The 21,020-nt window shown below is 35.7% G+C and carries 18 protein-coding genes and 1 riboswitch; of the genes, 9 read left to right on the forward strand and 9 right to left on the reverse strand.

Features of this window, described 5'->3' with window-relative positions; translation table 11 throughout:
- Positions 1–14 precede the first annotated feature (14 nt).
- The 4 genes from CIB95_RS11980 to CIB95_RS11995 form a co-directional block, all read right to left on the reverse strand.
- Positions 15–1,133: a PRK06851 family protein gene (locus tag CIB95_RS11980; RefSeq protein WP_094925491.1), complete on the reverse strand. Its 1,119-nt coding sequence runs from the start codon at positions 1,131–1,133 to the stop codon at positions 15–17.
- Between the two features lie 78 nt (positions 1,134–1,211).
- Complete coding sequence (locus tag CIB95_RS16525; RefSeq protein WP_094925492.1) at positions 1,212–1,790, reverse strand: EAL domain-containing protein; 579 nt, start codon at positions 1,788–1,790, stop codon at positions 1,212–1,214.
- Positions 1,714–3,378: a sensor domain-containing protein gene (locus CIB95_RS11990; RefSeq protein WP_094925494.1), complete on the reverse strand. Its 1,665-nt coding sequence runs from the start codon at positions 3,376–3,378 to the stop codon at positions 1,714–1,716. The genes CIB95_RS16525 and CIB95_RS11990 overlap by 77 nt, the downstream gene beginning before the upstream one ends.
- A 207-nt stretch (positions 3,379–3,585) precedes the next feature.
- Positions 3,586–4,494 (reverse strand): aminoglycoside phosphotransferase family protein, encoded by a 909-nt coding sequence (locus tag CIB95_RS11995; RefSeq protein WP_094925495.1) that lies wholly within the window; start codon positions 4,492–4,494, stop codon positions 3,586–3,588.
- 103 nt (positions 4,495–4,597) lie between these two features.
- Between CIB95_RS11995 and CIB95_RS12000 the strand changes: the two genes are divergently transcribed.
- A complete protein-coding gene (locus CIB95_RS12000) occupies positions 4,598–5,113 on the forward strand; it encodes a CBO0543 family protein (protein WP_094925497.1) in 516 nt (171 codons plus the stop codon).
- A gap of 91 nt (positions 5,114–5,204) precedes the next feature.
- Here CIB95_RS12000 and CIB95_RS12005 read toward each other — a convergent pair whose 3' ends face one another.
- The 4 genes from CIB95_RS12005 to CIB95_RS12020 all read right to left on the reverse strand — a co-directional run bounded on the left by CIB95_RS12005 (position 5,205) and on the right by CIB95_RS12020 (position 8,583).
- Complete coding sequence (locus tag CIB95_RS12005; RefSeq protein WP_332893319.1) at positions 5,205–6,521, reverse strand: ATP-binding protein; 1,317 nt, start codon at positions 6,519–6,521, stop codon at positions 5,205–5,207.
- 6 nt (positions 6,522–6,527) lie between these two features.
- Positions 6,528–6,737 (reverse strand): hypothetical protein, encoded by a 210-nt coding sequence (locus CIB95_RS12010; protein ID WP_094925500.1) that lies wholly within the window; start codon positions 6,735–6,737, stop codon positions 6,528–6,530.
- A gap of 137 nt (positions 6,738–6,874) precedes the next feature.
- On the reverse strand, positions 6,875–7,900 hold the full coding sequence (locus tag CIB95_RS12015) for an ABC transporter permease (RefSeq protein WP_094925501.1): 1,026 nt from the start codon (positions 7,898–7,900) through the stop codon (positions 6,875–6,877).
- Positions 7,897–8,583, reverse strand: coding sequence for an ABC transporter ATP-binding protein (locus tag CIB95_RS12020; protein ID WP_094925609.1), 687 nt, complete (start codon positions 8,581–8,583; stop codon positions 7,897–7,899). Before CIB95_RS12020 ends, CIB95_RS12015 begins: the two co-directional genes overlap by 4 nt.
- 204 nt (positions 8,584–8,787) lie before the next feature.
- Between CIB95_RS12020 and CIB95_RS12025 the strand changes: the two genes are divergently transcribed.
- From CIB95_RS12025 to CIB95_RS12035, 3 genes are all read left to right on the forward strand, one after another.
- Positions 8,788–10,101, forward strand: coding sequence for a putative bifunctional diguanylate cyclase/phosphodiesterase (locus CIB95_RS12025; protein WP_158217625.1), 1,314 nt, complete (start codon positions 8,788–8,790; stop codon positions 10,099–10,101).
- Between the two features lie 177 nt (positions 10,102–10,278).
- Positions 10,279–13,305, forward strand: coding sequence for an efflux RND transporter permease subunit (locus CIB95_RS12030; protein WP_094925504.1), 3,027 nt, complete (start codon positions 10,279–10,281; stop codon positions 13,303–13,305).
- A gap of 148 nt (positions 13,306–13,453) precedes the next feature.
- Entirely contained in the window at positions 13,454–13,555 is a 102-nt protein-coding gene (locus CIB95_RS12035; RefSeq protein WP_094925506.1) for a YjcZ family sporulation protein, read from the forward strand.
- A gap of 38 nt (positions 13,556–13,593) precedes the next feature.
- Here the strand turns inward: CIB95_RS12035 and CIB95_RS12040 are convergent, their stop codons facing one another.
- Positions 13,594–14,031 carry a DUF2269 family protein gene (locus CIB95_RS12040; RefSeq protein ID WP_094925508.1) on the reverse strand — a complete coding sequence of 146 codons (438 nt, stop codon included), beginning with the start codon at positions 14,029–14,031 and terminating at the stop codon, positions 13,594–13,596.
- A 153-nt stretch (positions 14,032–14,184) separates the two neighbouring features.
- On the opposite strand from CIB95_RS12040, the gene CIB95_RS16245 reads away from it, so the two are divergent.
- From CIB95_RS16245 to CIB95_RS12060, 5 genes are all read left to right on the forward strand, one after another.
- On the forward strand, positions 14,185–14,343 hold the full coding sequence (locus CIB95_RS16245; protein WP_158217626.1) for a hypothetical protein: 159 nt from the start codon (positions 14,185–14,187) through the stop codon (positions 14,341–14,343).
- A gap of 240 nt (positions 14,344–14,583) precedes the next feature.
- Positions 14,584–14,657: riboswitch (cyclic di-GMP riboswitch) on the forward strand.
- Positions 14,658–14,793: 136 nt separating this feature from the next.
- Positions 14,794–16,434 carry a S8 family peptidase gene (locus tag CIB95_RS12045; protein WP_094925510.1) on the forward strand — a complete coding sequence of 547 codons (1,641 nt, stop codon included), beginning with the start codon at positions 14,794–14,796 and terminating at the stop codon, positions 16,432–16,434.
- A 45-nt stretch (positions 16,435–16,479) separates the two neighbouring features.
- Positions 16,480–18,225 carry a S8 family serine peptidase gene (locus tag CIB95_RS16635; protein WP_094925512.1) on the forward strand — a complete coding sequence of 582 codons (1,746 nt, stop codon included), beginning with the start codon at positions 16,480–16,482 and terminating at the stop codon, positions 18,223–18,225.
- 82 nt (positions 18,226–18,307) lie between these two features.
- On the forward strand, positions 18,308–19,534 hold the full coding sequence (locus CIB95_RS12055) for a GGDEF domain-containing protein (RefSeq protein WP_094925514.1): 1,227 nt from the start codon (positions 18,308–18,310) through the stop codon (positions 19,532–19,534).
- An 11-nt stretch (positions 19,535–19,545) separates the two neighbouring features.
- A complete protein-coding gene (locus CIB95_RS12060) occupies positions 19,546–20,967 on the forward strand; it encodes an HD-GYP domain-containing protein (protein WP_094925516.1) in 1,422 nt (473 codons plus the stop codon).
- Positions 20,968–21,020: the final 53 nt, after the last annotated feature.

A 21,020-nucleotide genomic window follows, 5' to 3' on the forward strand; every position in this document is an offset into this window, starting at 1 on the left:
CTATCCTTTTTCAATTACTTAGCGATTTTGTCGGTCGCGCTTCCACCTGCATGTTCTGTAATTTGCTTTTGGATGTTGCTTTGAATTGCTTCAATCTTTTTGAAATCCATCGCAGTGGCATAAATTTCTTCTAAGTCGTCGTGTAATGCTTTTGCTTCAGCTAAATGGCTAGTTCCCTGTTTCATTTTTTCGGAATAACGTTTTTCCACTTCGGCAATTTCTGAAGCATATTTCTCATCTGTCCCAGGTGTTATTGTCTTTTCATACATATCGACAATTTCATCACCTTCGCGCTCAGGGAAATATTCATGGGGAGCTGTGCTATCAAAGATTGCAATTCCTAATTCACGAAGTATGACCATGTCTAAGCTGTTTGGAGCAAAACCGCAATGGTATACTTCTGCATCAAAACCTCGTTCTTCCGCACCTGTTACGAGTTTCTTTAACATTGTTGACTTTCCTGAGCCCGGACGTCCTTTAATGAAGAAACGCTTTTCTATATCTGCTGTTAAGTTTGGAATGAAGTCGTTTGGACCTTTAGGAGTTGCAGCTCCTAAAAAGCGGTGTCGGATATCGGCAGGTTTATTTAGAGAGTTCTCCCCGAAAAATTGCGTGATTAGTTGTAATGTTAGGTCGTTAGCCTTCGCAAAATCCATATTATTAATATAGAATTCTTCCCACTCATCGTGAATGGCAAGTGCTTCAGCATAGTCATCATATGCAGCTTGAAAAGCAGCACTTATTTGCGTTTGTAGCGCTTCAATTTGTTTCCTTTGCGTAGCTAATTTTTTAGCATCCCAAGCTTCACCTAAATTAACATACTCTTCGACAGCTCCAGGTGCTTTTGGCTCAATGACATGTGGTGCAGTGCCGTCAACGATGCCACAGCCTAGTTCACGGATAATTACTCCATCAATGGAATTGTTATCAGATGAACAGTGTAAATATTCAATGTCATACCCTTTTTCCGACCATTCTTTTCCTACTTTTTTCATTAATGTAGACTTTCCAGTCCCGGGGCCGCCTTTTAAAATAAACAAGCGTTCAAGACCAGCTAAGTTAGAGTCGTATAAGTTATAAAAGCCTTTAGCGGTGTTTCCACCAGCATAATAATTTCGTATTTTTCCACTCAAAAAAATCACTCCTATGTTAGGCAGTAGTTATTAAAACACATAAATAACTTATGCAAGAAGGAGTGAGTAGGTGAGTGCCTAAATGAATTGCGTATCTTGCTGAATTGTCATTTTGATCTTTGGTATTTCCGAGGCTAATACTGGTTTGCTATAGTAGTAGCCTTGAATATAGTGGCAATCTAGTTGTTGGAGGAATTCAACTTGTTCTCGTGTTTCAACACCTTCTGCAACGATTTTACAGTTGAGGTTGCTTCCCATATTAATAATTGTTTTTACGATGGCCTCATTTTGTGTGTGAATATCATCTATAAAGGATTTATCAATTTTTAAGCAGTCGATAGGGACGTGTTTTAACGTGCTAAGTGAAGAATAACCTGTCCCGAAATCATCAATGGCAACTTTAACACCCATTTTTTTAATCCGTTTAATACTTTTAATTGACTTACTGTCTCGTAAAAGGCTCTCGGTAATTTCAATTTCAATTTTGCTGCCATGACAGTTTTCATCCTCTAAAATTTCCCTTAGTTCTTGAGGGAATTTTGGTCTTTGTAACTGTAGAACAGAAACGTTAATAGCGGTTTTAACATCGTGCCAGCCTTCGTCTATCCATTTTCTTGTTGTTCCAACGCAATAATGCTTCTGAGCCGATAACTTTATTTGTCTTTATTTCAACTTTCGGTTGGTATTGTAAATATAGCTGCTTTTTTTCTATTGCTGTGCGTAACTCTCGTTCAATTTCCATTCGTCTGACGTTTTCTTCATATAAATTATTCGAATAAAATTTATAATTATCTCTGCCGGATTCTTTAGCAGTATACATTGCTATATCAGCATTTTTTATTAATGTATCGCTATCCTGTCCGTCCCGCGGAAATATAGAAATACCAATACTAGTAGAAATGTACATAGGTAATCCTCTAACAAAAACTGGTTTCCTGAGTATGCTACTAATTTCCTCGGCTATAAAAGCAACTTCACTAATTGATTTGTTGCTATTAATAACAATAATAAATTCATCCCCACCATATCTAGAAATAAATTCGTTTTTTAATAGCGACATTGATTTAAGCTTTTCTGTTACTTTCTTTAGTAATTCATCTCCAGAAGAATGACCGTACGTATCGTTAATGTTTTTAAAGCGATCTAAATCTAGAAATAGCGTATAGCCTTTCTTGCCATTTTCTATTGCATCTGTAATCGCGGATTCAAGGTGGCGAGTTAATAGATTCCTGTTTGGTAATGACGTTAATGTGTCGTAATAGGCTAAATCATTTATTTTTTCTAACTGTTTTTTTCGCTCGGTAATGTCTACTGCAAAAGATAAGATAACATCTTGACCTTGGAAATTTGTCTTGTAGCCATTTATTTCTGCGTAAATAAATGAACCATCAGGGCGAATGATTTTATATTCAATTGGCTTTACTTGATGCCCTTGTTCAATTTTTTGAATACGTTCATTAATTATATCTATTTTCGTAGGTTCAATTAACTTTGTAAGTGATGTTCCAATTAAGTCATGTTCATGTTGCACCCCAGCTATCTTTAAAGCGGCAGGGTTAACCCAAATGATCTTTTCATTTTTATGGACAATTATACCAATAGGAGATGTTTTAACTAACGATTCGTAATTTCTTTCTTGTTGATTTCTTAGCATTTCTGCTTCTTTTCGCTTAGTCACGTCTAATGCAACAAACATAAGGGCTTGTTTGCCCTCATCAGTAATCTGCATTACGACAGATTCAATGTAGATTATTCTTTTCTTAAGCGTAATTACTTTGTACTCAATAGGTTCAACTGGGATGTGTTGTAAAGCATCATTCAACCTTTTTCGTCCTTCGTCATGTTGAATAGGGTCAATAAAGTCTAACATGCTTTTACCTAGTACCTCTGATTCGTTCTCAGCTTCTAGTAGCGATAATGTTTTTTTATTGGCATAAGTTATTTTCCCTTCTGTGTCATAAATAACGACAAAGTTTGGGGATTTTTCTACAAAGTTATTGTAGCGGTTTTCACTAACACGAATCTCCTTTAGTAGCTTTTCTTTGCGCAGTTCTAACTTCTGCTTAAGCTCTGAAACTTGATCAAATTGCTTTCCAATCCACCATGCTGGAAAAAGTAATAGGATTGTTATAGTAACTTCACTAAAGTGTAATGTGTGCCCATATAAAAAATTGTAGTAATAAAACCAAATGCCTCTAAAAGATAAAATGAAAGCAACTGCTGTAAGTCTTCCTTTATAATGCATGGAAATAGTACCACCTTATAATGAGACTTTTTTCAAACAATTATTTCTTTTAAATTACCCTAAGAAATCAAAAGTCAAACATCTGATGCATCTCTTCTGATCTTCTGATGTAAAAAATAAAAAGCCAACAAAAATAAATCTTCTGTCGGCTTTTATTTAGCGTAACATAATTGGAATTTTTATGTAAAGGGGAACCGTAAAGTTAATTTAATTCATATTAATCAATAGTTTGTAAGCATCGATGCTACTAGTCGAAAGTTTGTTATTACTTTCTTCATCATCTGTAACGGACCAACATAATGAAAGCACAGCGTGACAATATCCCCAAAGTAATATCCGTTCTTTATTTAATGATAATTGCTTGGCAAAAAGCTCAGCGCGGAGGTCGATTGTTTTCGCCTTAGCCTCAATCGTTTCTGGAATACAATTTAACATATATTGCGATAAGTCATATTCCTTCTCACCAATTAACCCTTTAGGGTCGATGGCAATCCATCCTTGGTCGTGGGAAAGGACGTTGTAATGGTGAAAATCTCCGTGTAATAACATTGTCTCTTTTGATGTGTCGACCATGTAGGTAAACACTTTGGCAGCTTGTTGCAATGTTGCGCCATCAATTGGCCCAAAACCATTTGGGTGCTTTAGGGCATACTCTTTTATAGCGTTAGCGCGACTGTCCACTGTTGGAAGGTTGATATGTGTGCTTACCGGTTTCCACAAGTCGGATAACACCTTAGAACTAATAATCACGGCATCTTCTTCGTCCTCAATGGTACTTAACATCTCTCCGGGAATGATGTGCTCTAAGATCATAATTGCTTTTTCTTCATCAAAATCAAGTAATTTGTTAATACCTTGTCCATTATAGATTTTTAGTGCTTGTAGTTCCTGTGCGCATTCAAATCCTGGAACGGATAGTTTTAAGACAACTTTTTTTCCGTCCTTCGTCGTAGCTGGGGCAACATAGTTAAATGAAAGCTTATAAGGTTCATGAACAGTAATTTTCCAACGCTTTTCACAATAAGCAATTATATTTGGTAAATCAGCAAGCCATTTTTTACCTACTTCTCCAAAAAACATTCGGATATTAGAAGTAAATTGTTCGGGTAAATTCATCTTAAATCATCCCTCTCATTGTTATGAAATGGTATTAAATAGAAAAAGTTAGGGTAATTTAGTATATGTATGTACCACTATACCCAAAGTAAAGAGGGATATCATGCTTCATGCCTTTTTAATCATTTTTTTTCTAATTGCTTCCCTTTATTGGGGGGATTGGCGGAAATGGCGGAGCTTTTTACCGACAATTTATTATTTTTCATTGTGTAACTTATTTTACCAATATATTGCTTTTGTTTTAGATAAGAAGTTGTGGGAACTAAAAAAACCAATTTATAACTTGTTTCTAACTGACACCATTTATGCATTTGTTGCCTACCCTGCTTTTGTTATTTGGTTTTTAAGCAATGAAAGAGAAGATGCACCACTTAAGCACAGAGTATTAAGATACGGAAGATGGGTAAGTATTTCACTTCTTGTAGAATATGTTTTTATTAAACTTAATTATATTGAATTAATGAATGGCTGGAACATTGGTTGGGAAGTGTTTTTTTATAGTACAATGTACCCGATGGTAGCGTTACACCATCGCAGACCATTATTAGCCATTATTCTTTCAAGCGTAATGATCGTTTTCTATTTGATTATGTTTAATTATCCAATCTTTAAAAAATAAAACCCTTTGAGTCCAGTATAGAGATTCAAAGGGTTTTTCTGTGGTAACAAGTGAAGAAACCTCCATTTATTGAAATGGAGACTTCTACTATTTAGGCAATGGTTGAATTCTGCAGCTTGCTCTTGTCTACTTGCTGTTCTTGAAATATGGGTAGAGATATATCGACTATCGTTCCTTGATTAATTTCGCTTGAAAACACGATTGAACCGTTATGTTCTTCAATAATTTTTCGAGTAATCATTAACCCTAGTCCTGTTCCTTTTTCTTTGGTTGTGTAAAAAGGTTCACCAAGGTGTGCAAGGCGTTCTTTCGGTATCCCAGGTCCATCATCAATGAACTTGAAATAGACATAATCCTCTTTACTAGTAATTATGATTTGGATGTTTCCACCTAAAGGCATAACTTCGATTGCATTCTTGATAATGTTAATAAAAACTTGTTTTAGTTGGTTTTTCTCACATTCAAATAACGGTAAATTTTCATTGAAGTTTTTAATGAATTGTACATTATTCATATTTGCTTGGGAATCTAATAAGGTAATTACTTCTTCTAAAATAGCTATACAATTGTGCATTTCATATTGGTACACTTCCGGTTTTGCTAGATACAAAAATTCATTGACAATCATGTTTATTCGTTCAATTTCTGTTAGGACAATCTCACAATATTTTTCGTTATTAATATGACTAGCTTTTAATAATTGGACAAACCCTTTAATAGAGGCCATCGGATTACGAATTTCGTGTGCTACACCAGCGGCTAACTGCCCGGCAATGGTGAGCTTTTCTGCTTTTAATAGTAAGTCTTCCATTTCTTTTCGCTTTGTAACATTGCGGAGCATTACTTGGCTAACGATTTCTTCTTTATATGTAATCGGTGTCGTAATCGTTTCAATATCAACTGATTTTCCATCATCTTTCATTAATTGCATCTCAGAAGTTTTTTTGGTATCTATATCTTTCGAAGGATGTGAAGAGGAGTGGGGTAGATGTAATTTTGGAATATCTATAAATGAGGCTACACTTTTCCCGATAACATCAGACTCTTGTTCAGAGAGCATTTCTGTTGCAGAATGGTTAGCATATATAATCCCGTCATTATTTTCGATTAAAATACCATCGGGAGATTTTTCAACTACTTGCCTGTAAAGACTTTCATTATTTTCTAATTCAATATAATAGGAGAGAAAGGATGCCATCGATTGAAAAAGTGCAATATCTTTATCAGAAAATGAATAAAGTTCAGTAGAAATTGCGCACAGTGTTCCGTACATTTCTCCATTTTTTAATCGGATAGGTGCACCTAAAAAGCTTTTTATATTTAGATTCACTGTTACATCCATTTGAGAAGTAATCGAATCCAGTGCCGTATTATTTATAATGACAGGGTCACGCCCTGCTTTTGCTATTAAGTGTCAGTAGGCATCGGTGAAAGGAAGTTCCGTCCCCGCATCAAATAAATGGTCTTTTCGATGAAAGGCGCTAAATATTAAACTAGTTACTTTATCATTGCTTGCGACACAAAATGTATTAACCCCGACAAATTGACTTATGACATGTAAGGTGTGATCTGCAGCAGCTTGTAAACTTTCATAAAATGGATGTTGCACTTTATCATTATTCATTTTTCTATTACTCTCCAATTCGTAATTTTGTAGTTATTTCCAAATTATTTCCCTAACTATTTTCGCTAAGAAACGGTAAATTCCTTTCTGTAAATATAAAAAAAGTCCCAGAATTGAGACTTTTTCTAATAATATTGTTAAATTTTCCGATGTTTCTTTAGTGCGAAGACATTCGCTAACATGAAGGTGAGGGAAAATCCTAGTAACACATAGACATTGTGGGCGATAACTTCCCAACCTGCACCGCGTATCATCACATCGCGCAGCGCTTCAGCACCGTATGTTAAAGGCATGATAACACTTAAGTTAGCTAACCAATCAGCAACGGTATCCATGTTAAAGAGTCCTGATAGAAATGCTTGCGGAACGATGACTAACGGAATGAATTGAATCATTTGTAGTTCATTACTAGCAAAAGACGATAATAACGTGCCTAGCGTTAAGGCAGTTAATGCTAGCAAAAGTGTTATTAATAGCACATAAAAAAACGACCCGACCATAATCATATCTAATACTTCAATGGAGAAAAAAGCGATTAATGTTGCCTGAAGTAAAGTGAAAATACCGAATCCGCCAACATAGCCAAGAACGATTTCCCAACGGCGAAGTGGACTTGCTAGTAATCGTTCTAATGTGCCACCCGTTCGTTCACGTAAGAAGGCTACCCCAGAAATTAAGAAAACGAAAAAGAAAACGAAAAAGCCTATTAACACAGGGCCAAAATTATCAAAAGCAGCCATATCATCTGAACCGTGTAAATAGTGAATAGTAGGCTGGAACAATTGTTCTTTTTCCCCAGTGCGTTGCAACGCAGAATGAATAGCGAATAAAACCGTTTTATTTGCTGCAGGGTCACTACCTTCTAGCGTGATCACTGGCGAATTTCCTTCTATTGTAATTATCGCGTCAACTTCTTGCGAGGTAATCGCCTTTTCTGCTTCTGTATTGCTCATTTCAGTCAGTGTAAGATCTTGCCCATCCAGAATCGTCAGCATCTGCGCCGGAACATCTACGATTGCAATATGCGGCGTATATTTTTCGCCATTAAAGACGAGAGACATAATCCATAAAATGAGCATTGGGGCGACGATCATTAACGCCAAGGTCCGCTTGTCATGAAAGAATTGTTTAATAATGCGAAATATTAATGCTTTCACCCTCATCCTCTAGCACCTCCAAACGTTAAAAAGGCTTCCTCAATTGTCGTGGCAGAAGTTTCATCTTTTAGTGCCTGCGGGCTACCAATGGCAATTAACTTACCATCGCGAAGCATCGCTAACTTATCACATTTTTCTGCCTCATCCATCACGTGTGTCGTTACAAGAATTGTTGTGCCATGTGCACGTATCGCATTCAAGGCTGCCCATATTTGTTGTCTTAATACTGGATCGATCCCAACGGTTGGTTCATCAAGAATGAGGACATCCGGTTCATGCAGTAGTGCGATAGCTAAGGAGAGCCTTCGTTTCATGCCGCCAGAATATTGATGTATATTTTTTCTTACATGGTCCGTTAAGTTTACGATTTCTAGGACTTTAGAGATGCGCTGTTTTAATTCCTTCCCTTTCAATCCGTAAATTTCTCCGAAGAATTTTAAGTTTTCTAATGCAGTTAATTCATTATATAGTGCATCAGATTGTGCCATATAACCTATGTTTTCCATCGTATTTAAATTAGGCATTTGTGAACTTAGTATCATAGTGCGCCCCGTAGTCGCATGTTCAATGCCAGCAATAATTTTTACGAGAGTCGTCTTTCCAGCCCCAGATGGGCCGAGAATACCAAAGATTTCTCCCTTGTTAACTGCTAGTTCAATAGTTGATAAGACTTCCTGTTTTCCGTACATTTTCCCAACATTCTCAACAGTAATAGCTAATTCAACCAATTTTTACACCTACCTTAGATCTTCTTCTATTAAAAGCTTCTATTACGAGTATACTTGAAAGATTTGGAATATATTATCCTTTTTTCTTAATTAACTCTAGTAAAGTGTCATGTTTTTATGGCAGATACATATAGTCAAGTAGAGCTATTAAAAAGGAGTGACGATATGGAAAGGCTAACGAGTGAGCAAAGCCAATTCAACGTTAAGTTTCGTAGATTAACTGATAGATTGGAACTGACGACGGTGTTTGCCGATCGTTTTAATATTAATGTTGCCGTTTGTTATATGCGGCTAACAGGGATAAGTGACATTAGAAAGCATTTTGGTAATGAAATGATGAATAAAGTGTTACGAATTATCGACACAAGACTTTATTGTAATTTAAGGGAAGTTGATACAATTCAACAGATTAGTGACTGCGATTTTATCGTATGCTTAACAAGCGTTACAGAAAAAGAGACAGAAGCCATTATTTTAAGAATAAAAGAGGCGGTCAGCAAAGAAATTAACATTCATGATTTTCAAGTAAGTTTAAGTACATATATAGGTATTGCTATGTATCCGTCGATTACAAAGAATAGAGAAAAATTAATTCATCATGCGAAGGTTGCAATGCATCACGCAAAAGAAAAAGGAGAAAACAGTGTTGTCGTTTATGAAAATCCTTCGTTGCAATCGCAAGAAATGATTTTAAAAACTGACTTAAAGTATGCGATAAAAAAAGGGGAACTGGAAGTTGTCTATCAACCACAGCTATGTGTAAAGCGTAGTCAGATAGTAGGTTTTGAAGCGTTAATACGTTGGCACCACTCAAAATATGGACTGATTAGCCCTGGTGACTTTATCACTTATGCCGAAAGTACTGGCTATATTAATAAGATGACGAAGTGGATGATGAAGCAAGTATGTGAAAGTATTGTGAAATTTGCATCCATGGAAAGTCAGCAACTATCATTTTCCGTTAACATTTCGTTTAACCAATTGTTGAAGGAAAACTTCATGGATGAATTATTAGAAATTATTAACGCTCACGATATTCCTCCTGAGCAAATTTGCTTTGAAATTACGGAGAACATAAAATTATATTCATTAGAAGAAGTGGCAGAAAAAATACATTATTTGAAACGTGCGGGGATAAAATTAGCTATCGATGACTTTGGGGAAGGTTACTTTTCCTTTTCAGACTTAGCGAAAATAGAAGCAGATGCCGTGAAGTTAAGTAAAAGTTTTATAGATCAGTATGAAAAAGAGAATATGAAAGTAATCCTAGTATCAATGGTAAAAATGATTCATAAGCTAGGCATGGAAGTTGTTGTCGAAGGTGTAGAAAAGAAAGAACAATTGCAACTTTTAAAAGAAATAAAGGCGAATTTAATTCAAGGCTACTATATAAGTAAACCGATGTCTTTTGCGATAACCAAAGAGACAATGCTTGAAAAGATGGAGAAGATGCAAGAAAAAGGAAAGCTCAGTTCCTAAAAAATGAAGAAAAAAAATGAAGAAAATTCGGGAAGGGCATCTGCTAAGGTGCCTTTTTTATATTATAAAGAAAAGGAGAATGGAATATCTAGATAGAAATATGATTACGATGTAATGTATAGAGCAGAAGTATTATAATCTAATAAGAAAGTAGTACATAGGAGGATACAAAAAATTATGAAAGTCTTACATTTGTTATTGAACCGAAAAATTATTGTTGGCTTATTAATCTTGTTTATTTTATTGTTAGGTACTTTTGCCTCGCAAAAATTAGAAAAAGAATTAATGCCTGCTGTTACGTTTGATATGGCAATGGTAGAAATTTCTGCTGGAGATCTCCCTGCACTAGATGTAGAGAGTAAGATTACTAATCTCTTAGAACAAAAGATAAGTAGTATGAAGGGTGTGAAATCGTACCAGTCAACGAGTGCGATTGGTAGAAGTTCATTGACCGTACAGTTTGAGTCTGGTGAAGGGGAAGAAGGATTCAAGCAAATAGAAGCGGAAGTTGCCAAGCTAAACGCTGAAATAGAAGAAATAAAAGATGTGCAAGCGTATCAATTTGCAACAACTGCTCCACATGAAATGTTTATGGACTTGTCAAAAGGTAGTATGGAAGATATGACTAACTTTGCCAACCAGGTATTAAAGCCTCGCTTAGAAGCATTGCCAGAAGTGCGTGAAGTAGCTTATATGGGATTAGAGCAAAAAGAAATTATTATTACTTTTAATGAAGAAAAATTGCAGAAAAATAGCGTCGATCCAATGCAATTTATCGCTGTTTTGCAACAAGCAAACGAAAACATTGCGATAGGTAAACTAGAGGGAGAAACGGATACAACGGTACGTTGGAAGTCAGAAATTACATCAATTAATGAATTAGAAGAATTAGAATTATCGAACGCATTGGGAGAGTTAGTCAAGCTAAAAGACGTAGCGTCCGTAGAGACAGAAACAGCTGTGTACTCCTCCACTGCTTGGAAAGATGGCGAAAGTGAATTTATTTTCGTGCAAATTGGTCGTCCTGCATCTGTGACGACAATTGAAATGACTGAAGCGGTCCGAAAAGAAGTCGCTAAGATCCGAGAAGAAGGATTAATAGAAGGATTTCAGTTAAATGAAATGATGGCTCAAGCAGATTACGTAAAGGATTCCATTGAAGGAGTTTCCAATAATGTGCTTTATGGGGGCTTACTTGCATTAGTTGTGTTATTTCTATTTTTACGAAATATCCGGGCAACGATTATTATCGGGCTTTCGATTCCGATTTCCATCTTACTGACATTCGCTACAATGGGTATGCTTGGCTACAGTTTTAATATGATTAGTTTGATTGCGCTCGGTCTAGGTATTGGGATGATGGTTGACTCGTCAATTGTTATTTTAGAGTCCATCTACAAAAAGAAAGAGTTAGGATTTGCAAATCGTGAGGCTGTTCTACAAGGGACGAAAGAAGTTGCCACAGCGGTACTTGCATCAATGCTAACGACGATCGTTGTTTTTTTACCAATCGGCTTATTAGGTGGAGAAGCTGGGAAGATAATGATCATTTTATCGGTGGTCGTCATTATTACGTTAGTAAGTTCAGTAATCGTCGCTTTCACGTTAATTCCTACAATGTCAGAGAAGTTTTTGAAAACGAAGGAGCGCAAGAGTGAAGAAGGCGGTCGTATTGTACGCAGTTATCGAAGATTTATTACGTGGATGGCTGGGAAGAAACGTCGTCGTATCGGAATTATTTCGTTATTTGCGCTAATCTTCTTTAGTTCATTTTTACTATTAATGTTCGTCCCGAAAACAGTGATGCCTGATATGTATAATCGTCAAGCTGAAATATACATTACGCTTGAAAAAGGCACAACACCTGAAGCAGTTAATGCAATTGCTGAAGAAATCAATGAGCGAATGCAAAAGGTAACAGATGTCGATAGCAATATCGTTTATACGTTTGGAAATATTTTAGGTGTATTTATTAATATGACACCGGCGGAAGATGCTACAGTAGAACAAAAAACGATTAATGAAAACATCATGCAGGAACTTCGGGAAATGGTAGATGCTCACCCAATTGAAGCTGTCGGTGGGATGGAAGCGTTTAATGGTGGTAGTTCGCCTGTTCAAATTGAAATTTCCGGAAGCGATTATGAAACATTAAAACAACTAACTAAAAAGTTAGAAAGCAAATTAAGTGAAGTTGAAGGGTTAACAGACATATCTTCAACCGTGGATAAAACAAAGACTGAACAACAAATTGTTGTATTACATGACAAGATAAAAGAAGATGGCTTGACGAAGGAACAGATTAAAACGCAAATCCAACAAGCGTTTACGAAAATGCCAGTAGGTAGCATTACGCTAGATTATCAAAATTTACCGATATATTTTATGTTCTCAGACGATGTTATTTCTTCCAAAAGTGAATTATTAAAAAAGGAATTTATAACGCCGATTGGCATTAGGAAAATTGGAGACTATGTAAAACTAGAACCTTATGAAGCACCAGTTGAGATTGAGCACATTGACGGAAATCGAATTGTGAAAGTCGGGGCTCAATTAGATGGAAAAGATTTAGCGTCTGTAAACTTAGATGTGCAAAATGCTATTAAGGAGATTGATGTTCCTGCGGGTTATTTTATCTCTCTAGCAGGTGGTTTAGAAACACAAATGGAAAGAGTAAAAGAAATGGTTATGATCTTAGCGATCGCTATTTTCCTTGTATATGTCGTGATGGCTATTCAGTTTAATAGTATAAAACATCCATTTGTAATTATGTCTGTCATTCCGATGACGATTGTTGGAGTAATTATTGGTTTATTTATTACACAACAAGAATTAAGTGTCATGACAGGAATGGGCGTTGTCATGTTAATTGGTATCGTCTTAAATAATGCAATCTTACTTATTGACCGCACAAAACAGTTACGTCAAGAAGGAAAGAAAGTACCTGAAGCATTACTTGAAGCTGGAATTAATCGAACACGTCCAATTTTTATGACAACTTTAACGACGGTGTTCGGAATGCTGCCACTTGCATTAGCGACTGGAAATGCAAGTAACTACCAAGCGCCAATGGCAATTGCGATCATTGCCGGTTTATTATTCGCAACAATGATTACACTCATTTTAATTCCAGGAGTTTATATGCTTTTTGAAGATGTTGCAAACGGGACGAAGAAAATAAGACTTAAGAAAAAACAAGCATAAAATACATGAAAAGTAAGGCGAGCAAATGAGGAATTTATTTGTCTCGCTTTTTTATATGGTACAAACGTCCAATCACTCGTGAAATCAGGGCATATAGTGACTGTATAAGGACGAAAAATTCCTTAAATGATTTATAGGAGTTGATATTATGTCTGGCGGATTCGGATATGGCGGTGGCTTCGCGCTAATCGTTGTTTTATTTATCTTGTTAATTATTGTCGGTGCTGGCGGCTTTGTAAAAGGCTACTAATAGATAAAAAAACGCCCATAAATTGTGGGCGTTTTTCCTTATAATGGTTTCCAAATCATTAAGATGATAATAAAGACGTCAATTGTTGATGCTGTAATCATTAAAGGTTTCAATCCTTTTTTTATAGTCCAGTACGTTTCAGGAATTTCCTCGCTTTTTACTTCGCACACTACATTTAATGCGTTTTGTATTCCAGGTAAAATTTTAATTACATAAATGAGAACGGCGGCTAATAGTAAAACGATAGCTGTAATATACCAACCCTTAAGAAAAAGGTCAGTATTTAATGCTCCCATTCCTAAACCTGTTAGAAGTAACAATATAGAGCCGAATTTAGGATAGTTAGCTCCTTTTTGAATGAGACGTAAAGCAAGGGTTAATTCGCTTACTTTTTTAGGTAACGCAAGAATGAATGGGAAAAGAAACGTAGCTCCAATTCCTGCAATTGCAGATAAGATATGAATAGATAATAACATTTTGTAAAGAATAATTATCCCTCCTAAAATAAAGTTGAGGAGATTCAAAAGAAGATTAAACTACTAATATTTATTAAACTGGCGTAGCGATTATACATAAAAATGCATGAAAATCTTTAAAAAGCACATTTTATTAATGGAGGTGCAAAGCTAATGAATGAAAAGAAAAAAATTGAACATGATGAGGTTATGACCGATAAAGACCTCATTGTCGAAAAAGGAATGCCGCCACAAATTTTAGCAAGACATGAAAATGACAGTAATCCAGATGCATATGACTTGCGTGATCCTCAACAATTAAACGCTGAATAATTTCGGAAGGATGTCACTTCATGATAAGTGTGCATCCTTCTCTATTATATTAGGTTAAATTTAAGATTTTTTTAATAATATTCTTAAGAATAATAGGGTTAAGACCTTTGTAACTAGTAATTTTACAAAAACTAGTATTTTGTCGAACGAAAGTTATAGAAAAATAGTAGACATGCTAGTAGCTATGTACTATAGTATAATTATTGGAAAAATAATACTACATAAGGAAAAATTCCAAATCATCGAGAAAGGCAAAGCTAGAGAAATCTAGTGACGCAAAGCTATAGGGGCTTCACTGCCAGCCAGCTTTCGAAATGATTAGGGTTTAATTAGTCTCCTAACTTCTAAGAAAAATTACATCATGCGCATGGACTGTTGACCACCTAGTCATTAGTCTATTTTTTTTGTGTCGCTTGATGTTTTTTCTTATGGAAGAAGGGAGATTTTTTTGTGAAAAAAATTAAAGCATTACTTGGTTTAGCAGCATGTGCAAGTATGATTTTAGTGAGTGTACACAGTGGACAAGCTAGTTCTGTATTACCATTAGGTCAAGTTAAACAGCAAGATAACTTAGAAACTAGCAAAATTCATCCTAATTTAGTAGATCTTCTAAATACGAATAGAGAGGGAACAGTCAATGTTATCGTCTCTAAAAAGCCAGGTTCTACTGGGGTATTAGAAACTGCAAAATTATTAGGTGCAACAATTAAGTCTGAATGGGAATTCATTAATACGTTTTCAGCGGAAATTAAAGTTAGCTTATTAGATGAGTTAGCAGCACATGAAGGTGTGTTAGTAATTAATGAAGATAGTAAAATTGTTTCTACAGGATTTGATGTTACAAATAGTTCTGATGTTGCTGCCATTCAAAACACATATAACTCTGCTGTTCAAGTAGAAGGTGCTTGGGCAAGAGGGATTACAGGAAAAGGTGTCACGGTTGCAGTTGTAGATAGTGGGGTTTCACAATCGGAGAGGAATGACTTCGGCGAGCGCTTAATTGGGCGTGTTACCCTAAATAGTAATGTTCAAGATGAATTCGGCCATGGTACTCACGTTGCTTCAATAATAGCAGGTGACGGAACAGCAAGTAACGGAAAATACGTAGGTATTGCTCCGGGAGCAAATATTTTAAGTGTTAAATATAGTAATGCAAATGGAATGTCAACAGAAGCTGATTTAGTAGATGCGCTACAATGGATTTTTGAAAATAGACAAGATTATAACATTCGTGTAGTTAATATCTCTTCAACAGTTGGTACAAAGTCAAGGTATACAGAAAGCGCAACGGCAGCAGCTGTTGAATTATTATGGGCATCTGGAGTAGTAGTTGTTACTTCGTCTGGAAACAATGGTTATGACTCTTGCTCAACTTGTTCTGCACCAGCGAATGATCCATTTGTAATCACTGTAGGGGCAGTTGATGATAATGGAACAGAATACTTAGGTGACGATTTCCAAAAACCTTGGTCAAGTAAAGGTGTAACAATGTCAGGGGTATCTAAACCAGAAGTAATGGCACCAGGAACGAACATCGTTGCCTATATGCCATATGGCAATAACAGAAATGTTAAACCTGAAAATGTAGTTGATGGCGCTTACTTTAAAATGGGTGGTACATCGATGGCTGCTCCAGTAGTATCTGGTGTCGTTGCTTTGATGCTTGAAGCGAATCCAGACTTAACACCTAATCAAATTAAGTGGATCTTACAAGCTACGGGAAGAGATTATTTAGAATTTAAAGACCGCTTCTTACGCCAATTAAGTAAAGAACAAAAAGATAATTTAGATATTGATAACGTTCACCATAGTTATCGAGCTTACAGTAGTGGAGATTACGGAATTGTAAATGCTGATGCAGCAGTTTACTACGCAGTTAATTATCAAACAAGTTCGATTCCTAGTGCAAATATGAATTTCACGTTCTCACCAATGATTTGGGGGAATGATTCGAATGTAACGTTCAGTAATGCGACATGGTCAAATGCGACATGGTCGAATGCAACGTGGTCAAATGCAACATGGTCAAATGCGACATGGTCAAATGCGACATGGTCAAATGCGACATGGTCAAACGTTTATTGGAAATAAAAAATTGATGAAGCCTAGTAAAGGTAGAAGAAAGGGGGCTTACACATGAAGCTCTTAAAAAGTATTTTTGCTATAACGACAAGTTTTATTATGTTACTTTCAACAGCACAATCGGTTTCATATAGTGCTCCTAATAAAAATGAAATAGCTAAGCCTTCAGCAGTAAATGCAGAGATGAATAAAATTCATCCTGCATTACGAGCTGTCATGAAAGATAGTTCTCAAGATATCGTCAGTGTCATTGTTGCAAAAAGCCCTAATAATAGTGCAGTTGATACAGCTAAGTTATTAGGGGCAACTGTGAAGGCAGAATGGGAATTTATTAATGCTTTTGCTATTGATATAAAGGCTAGTATGTTAGATGAATTAGCAACCCTATCTGATGTTTATATGATTACTGAAGAAGGGCATGTTATGTCGACAAAAGAGAAGGATGAGGGAACTACAGACGATAAAGTTGCCAGTCCTTTTGATGGAAGTATCATTGAGAATGCTTTTAATGCATCGGTTAAAGCTGACAAAGTATGGGAAAAGGGTTATACAGGTCAAGGTGTCACAATTGCTGTCTTAGATACAGGGATTTATGAAGGTCCTAACAGCGATTTTAATAAACGATTAATTAAATCGGTAAATGTGAACCCGAACGCATCAAATGGCGCTGACAAATATGGTCACGGTACCCATGTTGCAGGAATCATTGCTGGAGATGGAAAAAATAGTGGTGGCAAATATATGGGAATTGCGCCTGATGCAAATTTAATCAGTGTTAAATTTGCAGATGATAATGGAATGTCATCGGAAATGGATTTATTAAATGCACTACAATGGGTGTATGAAAACAAAGATGAATACAACATTCGTGTTGTAAATATTTCATCTACATTAGCAACAAAGCAACGTTATCAAGAAAGTATGGTTTCTGCAGCTGTAGAATTACTTTGGGCTTCAGGAGTAGTAGTAGTTGTAGCAGCAGGAAACTCAGGTTATGAAGAATGTTCAACTTGTCATGCTCCTGCGAACGATCCATTTGTAATAACAGTTGGGGCTGTTGACGACAACGGTACAAAGTCCACAGATGATGATTATGAAAAACCTTGGTCTTCATCAGGTGAGACTATGGCTGGTATTTCTAAACCGGAAATTATGGCACCTGGTGCGAAAATTGTTTCATATATGCCTGAGGGTGAATTAAAGAAGATGGCTAAAGGTAATGTTGAAAATAATGCAGATTACTTCCGTATGGGAGGGACGTCGATGGCAGCTCCTATGGTTACTGGTGTTGTAGCATTAATGCTTGAAGCAAATCCTAATTTAACGCCAAATCAAATAAAGTATATATTAATGCACTCAGCTAGAGATTATGTAAGCATTAATAAAGAATACTTACAGTCTCTGTCTAGAGAAGAATTAGATGCTTTAGATATTGACAATATTGATCCACAATATCTCGAAGTTGCAATGAGTATCCCTGGAATAGTTTCTGCTGATAAAGCAGTAGACTGGGCGTTAAAAGAGGAGGTTATTCCTAGCGCTAATATGGATTACCAAATTAATCCTATCTTAACGCACTCTGATGATAGTGTTCTTCATAACAACGTTACATGGGCAAACGTTACATGGGCAAATGTCACATGGGCAAATGTCACATGGGCAAATGTTACATGGGCAAATGTTACATGGGCAAACGTTACATGGGCAAATGTCACATGGGCAAACGTTACATGGGCAAACGTCACTTGGGCGAATGTAACGTGGGCAAACGTTACATGGGCCAATAGCTTCGATTATTAAAAAACAGCAAATTAAATAAAAATAGGCGCCCTATGGTGGCGCCTGTTTACTATTATTTTCTTATTTTAGTGGGGGTAGACAAATGAAAAAACATCCATTGTCCACGTATGCATTTATATGGTTCTGTAATCTTCTAGCAATAACGATCTTTGTTTTGGATTTTGAGCATTTTAACTTTAGCACAGAAACATGGGTTCATTTTGTTATTTGGACGGGTATTGTTGTTATCGCAAGATTAGGCGGTTTATTTGCATTTACTGGATCCAAACTATCATATGGTTGGGCTACAGCTGTTGAATTTGCAGCAGTATTAATCTTACCTTTTCCCTTATTATGTTTAACATTACTGATTTCAACAATATTAATTATTAGTAAACGTGTAATTGATAAGCATCCTGAACCATTTGTTGGACCAGATTTTAATGCTTCTAATATCGTAATTAGTGGTTTTATTAGTGTTAACTTTTTTCACTTTATTATGGATGGATCTTTCGGTGAATATAGCTTCGCTCCAACACTAGCATTAATTTTAGCTACTGTTTCATTTGCATTATTCCAAATGTCAATAATAACAACAATCATTGCATTAGATGAGAAGATCAATTGGTTTAAGGCACCTACCTTAACAACAGATTCACTAATATCTGAAACGGTCTTCATTTTTACAGGTGCATTATTAGGTAAAATGTACATGGCTGATCCATTTATCATTATCTTTATGTTAGTACCATTATTATATTTGCATAAGTTATTAAGTCGCTTAAAGGATGCAAAACTTGTATATATTGATGAAAAAACAGGGCTCTACAACTATCGTTACTTTGATGAAAAGTTAACGGAACTATTTGTAAAAGCAGAGGAACGAATGGAACCTTTGTCGATTATTTTTGTAGATATGGATCATTTAAGGGAAATTAATAACACATATGGGCATAATGTGGGTGACGAAGCAATCTCTGTAGTAGGGAATATTATTCATCAAGAAGCTGGTGAAGATTCTATTTGTGCTCGTTTCGGCGGAGAAGAGTTCGTTGTCATCTTAAAAGATAAAGGATTACTAGAAGGAGAAAGAGTAGCCGAGAGAATTAGACGTAAAGTCGAAGAAAATATATTAGTAGTGAAAGATGATCAAGAAGTAAGTTTAACTATTAGTTTAGGTGTAGCGACATATCCGGATACTAAGATGAATTTAGAAGATTTAGTTGAAGCTGCAGATAAAGCATTGTACCATGCTAAAAACTCTGGAAGGAACCTAGTAAAGGTTTACACTGAAGAGATGGGTGAAATTAAAGCATCTAAATTGGGGTGAGAGAATTGAATATGATTAAACTAAGAGCATATATTACTTTTTTAACTTTAGTAGCGATTGGTTATACTATATATTCATTTTCTGTGTACCCACTTGCAGCAACAATTATTTTACCGATAATCTTTTTAACAATTCTAGCTGAGTTGTCTAAAGTTAAAGTTTACATGCTAGAAAGTAAAGAACAAGTAGCGGTATCTTGGACTACGATATTAAGTATAGGAACCTTAATTGGTGTAGGTATTAATGAAGCTATTATTGTAAATATTATCTCTGGTATCGTCTCATCGCTATATCCTAATCGTTTACCATTGATTAAGTTTTTATATAATATTTCTTCATTAGTAGCGACATTAATAGTAACAAATTACTTAAAAGCACATTTTATAGAAATTCCATATATATTTAGTGAGCCAATCGTCTTTGGTGTTGTTGTTTCCATGTTATACATTTTTAGTAATTATTGCTTTGCTATTGTTTTAATGAAAATATTAACGGGGAAACGTTACAGAGATATTATGAACGATATGTTAGCGCCACACTTACCACATACTTTATTAATAGCTTTAGTTGGTGGCTTATTAGGAGTAATGTTCATAGAATATGGGTATTTCGCACTCTTATTTACAATGCTATTCGTTTTTTTAATTGGTTCGATTTTGCGCTTTACTGCAGAAGGTGCGAAGAAGCGAATTGATGAGTTAGAAGGAAGTAATAGTAGGGCTAGTAAACTAGCAGATGAGTTAAACCAAACGTTAGAAGAATTTATTCAATCTTTGACGTCAACAATCGATGCCAGGGATCCTTACGTATATGGCCATTCAATGCAAGTGTCAAACTATTCGCTAGTTTTGGCATCAAAGTTAAATCTTGAAGAGCATGAAGTGGAGAAGATTCGAATCGCAGGATTGTTACATGATATTGGAAAGATTTCTATCTCAGAAGATATTTTGTTCAAACCAGGTAGGTTAACAAAAGAAGAATATGAAGTCATTAAAACGCATGCGAAAATTGGTGAGGAAATTCTATCAAAAATTACTAGTCTAAAAGAAGTTGCTAATTTAGTAGGAATGCATCATGAACGCTATGATGGCAAAGGATACCCATATGGATTAGGCGGAGATGATGTCCCAATTGGATCATATATTATCGCGGTATCGGACACGTTGGATACAATCTTGTCTGACCGTTCTTATAAAAAAGGTTTACCACCATCGGAAGCTCTTTCTGAAATAAACCGCTGGAAAGGAACACAATTCCATCCCGATGTTGTTGATAAGTTAAATGAATTAAGAGAAGAATTAGGCGATGACGTTTTCAAAAACTCTGCCAAACTAGTGGATGAAGCGGAAATTACAGGTCAAATTGTAAATCGCATTAGTGTAAAAAAGACAATTGAAAGTCTTCATAAGGAAAAAAATATTTCAGCTTCATAAAGTAATACCCCCACAACAAAAAGAACCTAACTATTTGCCCAGTTAGGTTCTTT

Source organism: Lottiidibacillus patelloidae, from assembly GCF_002262935.1.
In the GTDB taxonomy this organism is placed as follows: Bacteria; Bacillota; Bacilli; order Bacillales; family SA5d-4; genus Lottiidibacillus; species Lottiidibacillus patelloidae.

Coding starts and splice junctions, on each gene's coding strand:
- CIB95_RS12000 (WP_094925497.1), top strand. CDS start 4,598: ATGCTTCATGCCTTTTTAATCATTTTTTTTCTAATTGCTTCCCTTTAT.
- CIB95_RS11995 (WP_094925495.1), bottom strand. CDS start 4,494: ATGAATTTACCCGAACAATTTACTTCTAATATCCGAATGTTTTTTGGA.
- CIB95_RS12025 (WP_158217625.1), top strand. CDS start 8,788: ATGGAAAGGCTAACGAGTGAGCAAAGCCAATTCAACGTTAAGTTTCGT.
- CIB95_RS12010 (WP_094925500.1), bottom strand. CDS start 6,737: ATGAATAATGATAAAGTGCAACATCCATTTTATGAAAGTTTACAAGCT.
- CIB95_RS12055 (WP_094925514.1), top strand. CDS start 18,308: ATGAAAAAACATCCATTGTCCACGTATGCATTTATATGGTTCTGTAAT.
- CIB95_RS12030 (WP_094925504.1), top strand. CDS start 10,279: ATGAAAGTCTTACATTTGTTATTGAACCGAAAAATTATTGTTGGCTTA.
- CIB95_RS12040 (WP_094925508.1), bottom strand. CDS start 14,031: ATGTTATTATCTATTCATATCTTATCTGCAATTGCAGGAATTGGAGCT.
- CIB95_RS16245 (WP_158217626.1), top strand. CDS start 14,185: ATGAATGAAAAGAAAAAAATTGAACATGATGAGGTTATGACCGATAAA.
- CIB95_RS16635 (WP_094925512.1), top strand. CDS start 16,480: ATGAAGCTCTTAAAAAGTATTTTTGCTATAACGACAAGTTTTATTATG.
- CIB95_RS12020 (WP_094925609.1), bottom strand. CDS start 8,583: ATGTACGGAAAACAGGAAGTCTTATCAACTATTGAACTAGCAGTTAAC.
- CIB95_RS12060 (WP_094925516.1), top strand. CDS start 19,546: ATGATTAAACTAAGAGCATATATTACTTTTTTAACTTTAGTAGCGATT.
- CIB95_RS12035 (WP_094925506.1), top strand. CDS start 13,454: ATGTCTGGCGGATTCGGATATGGCGGTGGCTTCGCGCTAATCGTTGTT.
- CIB95_RS11990 (WP_094925494.1), bottom strand. CDS start 3,378: ATGCATTATAAAGGAAGACTTACAGCAGTTGCTTTCATTTTATCTTTT.
- CIB95_RS12015 (WP_094925501.1), bottom strand. CDS start 7,900: ATGAGGGTGAAAGCATTAATATTTCGCATTATTAAACAATTCTTTCAT.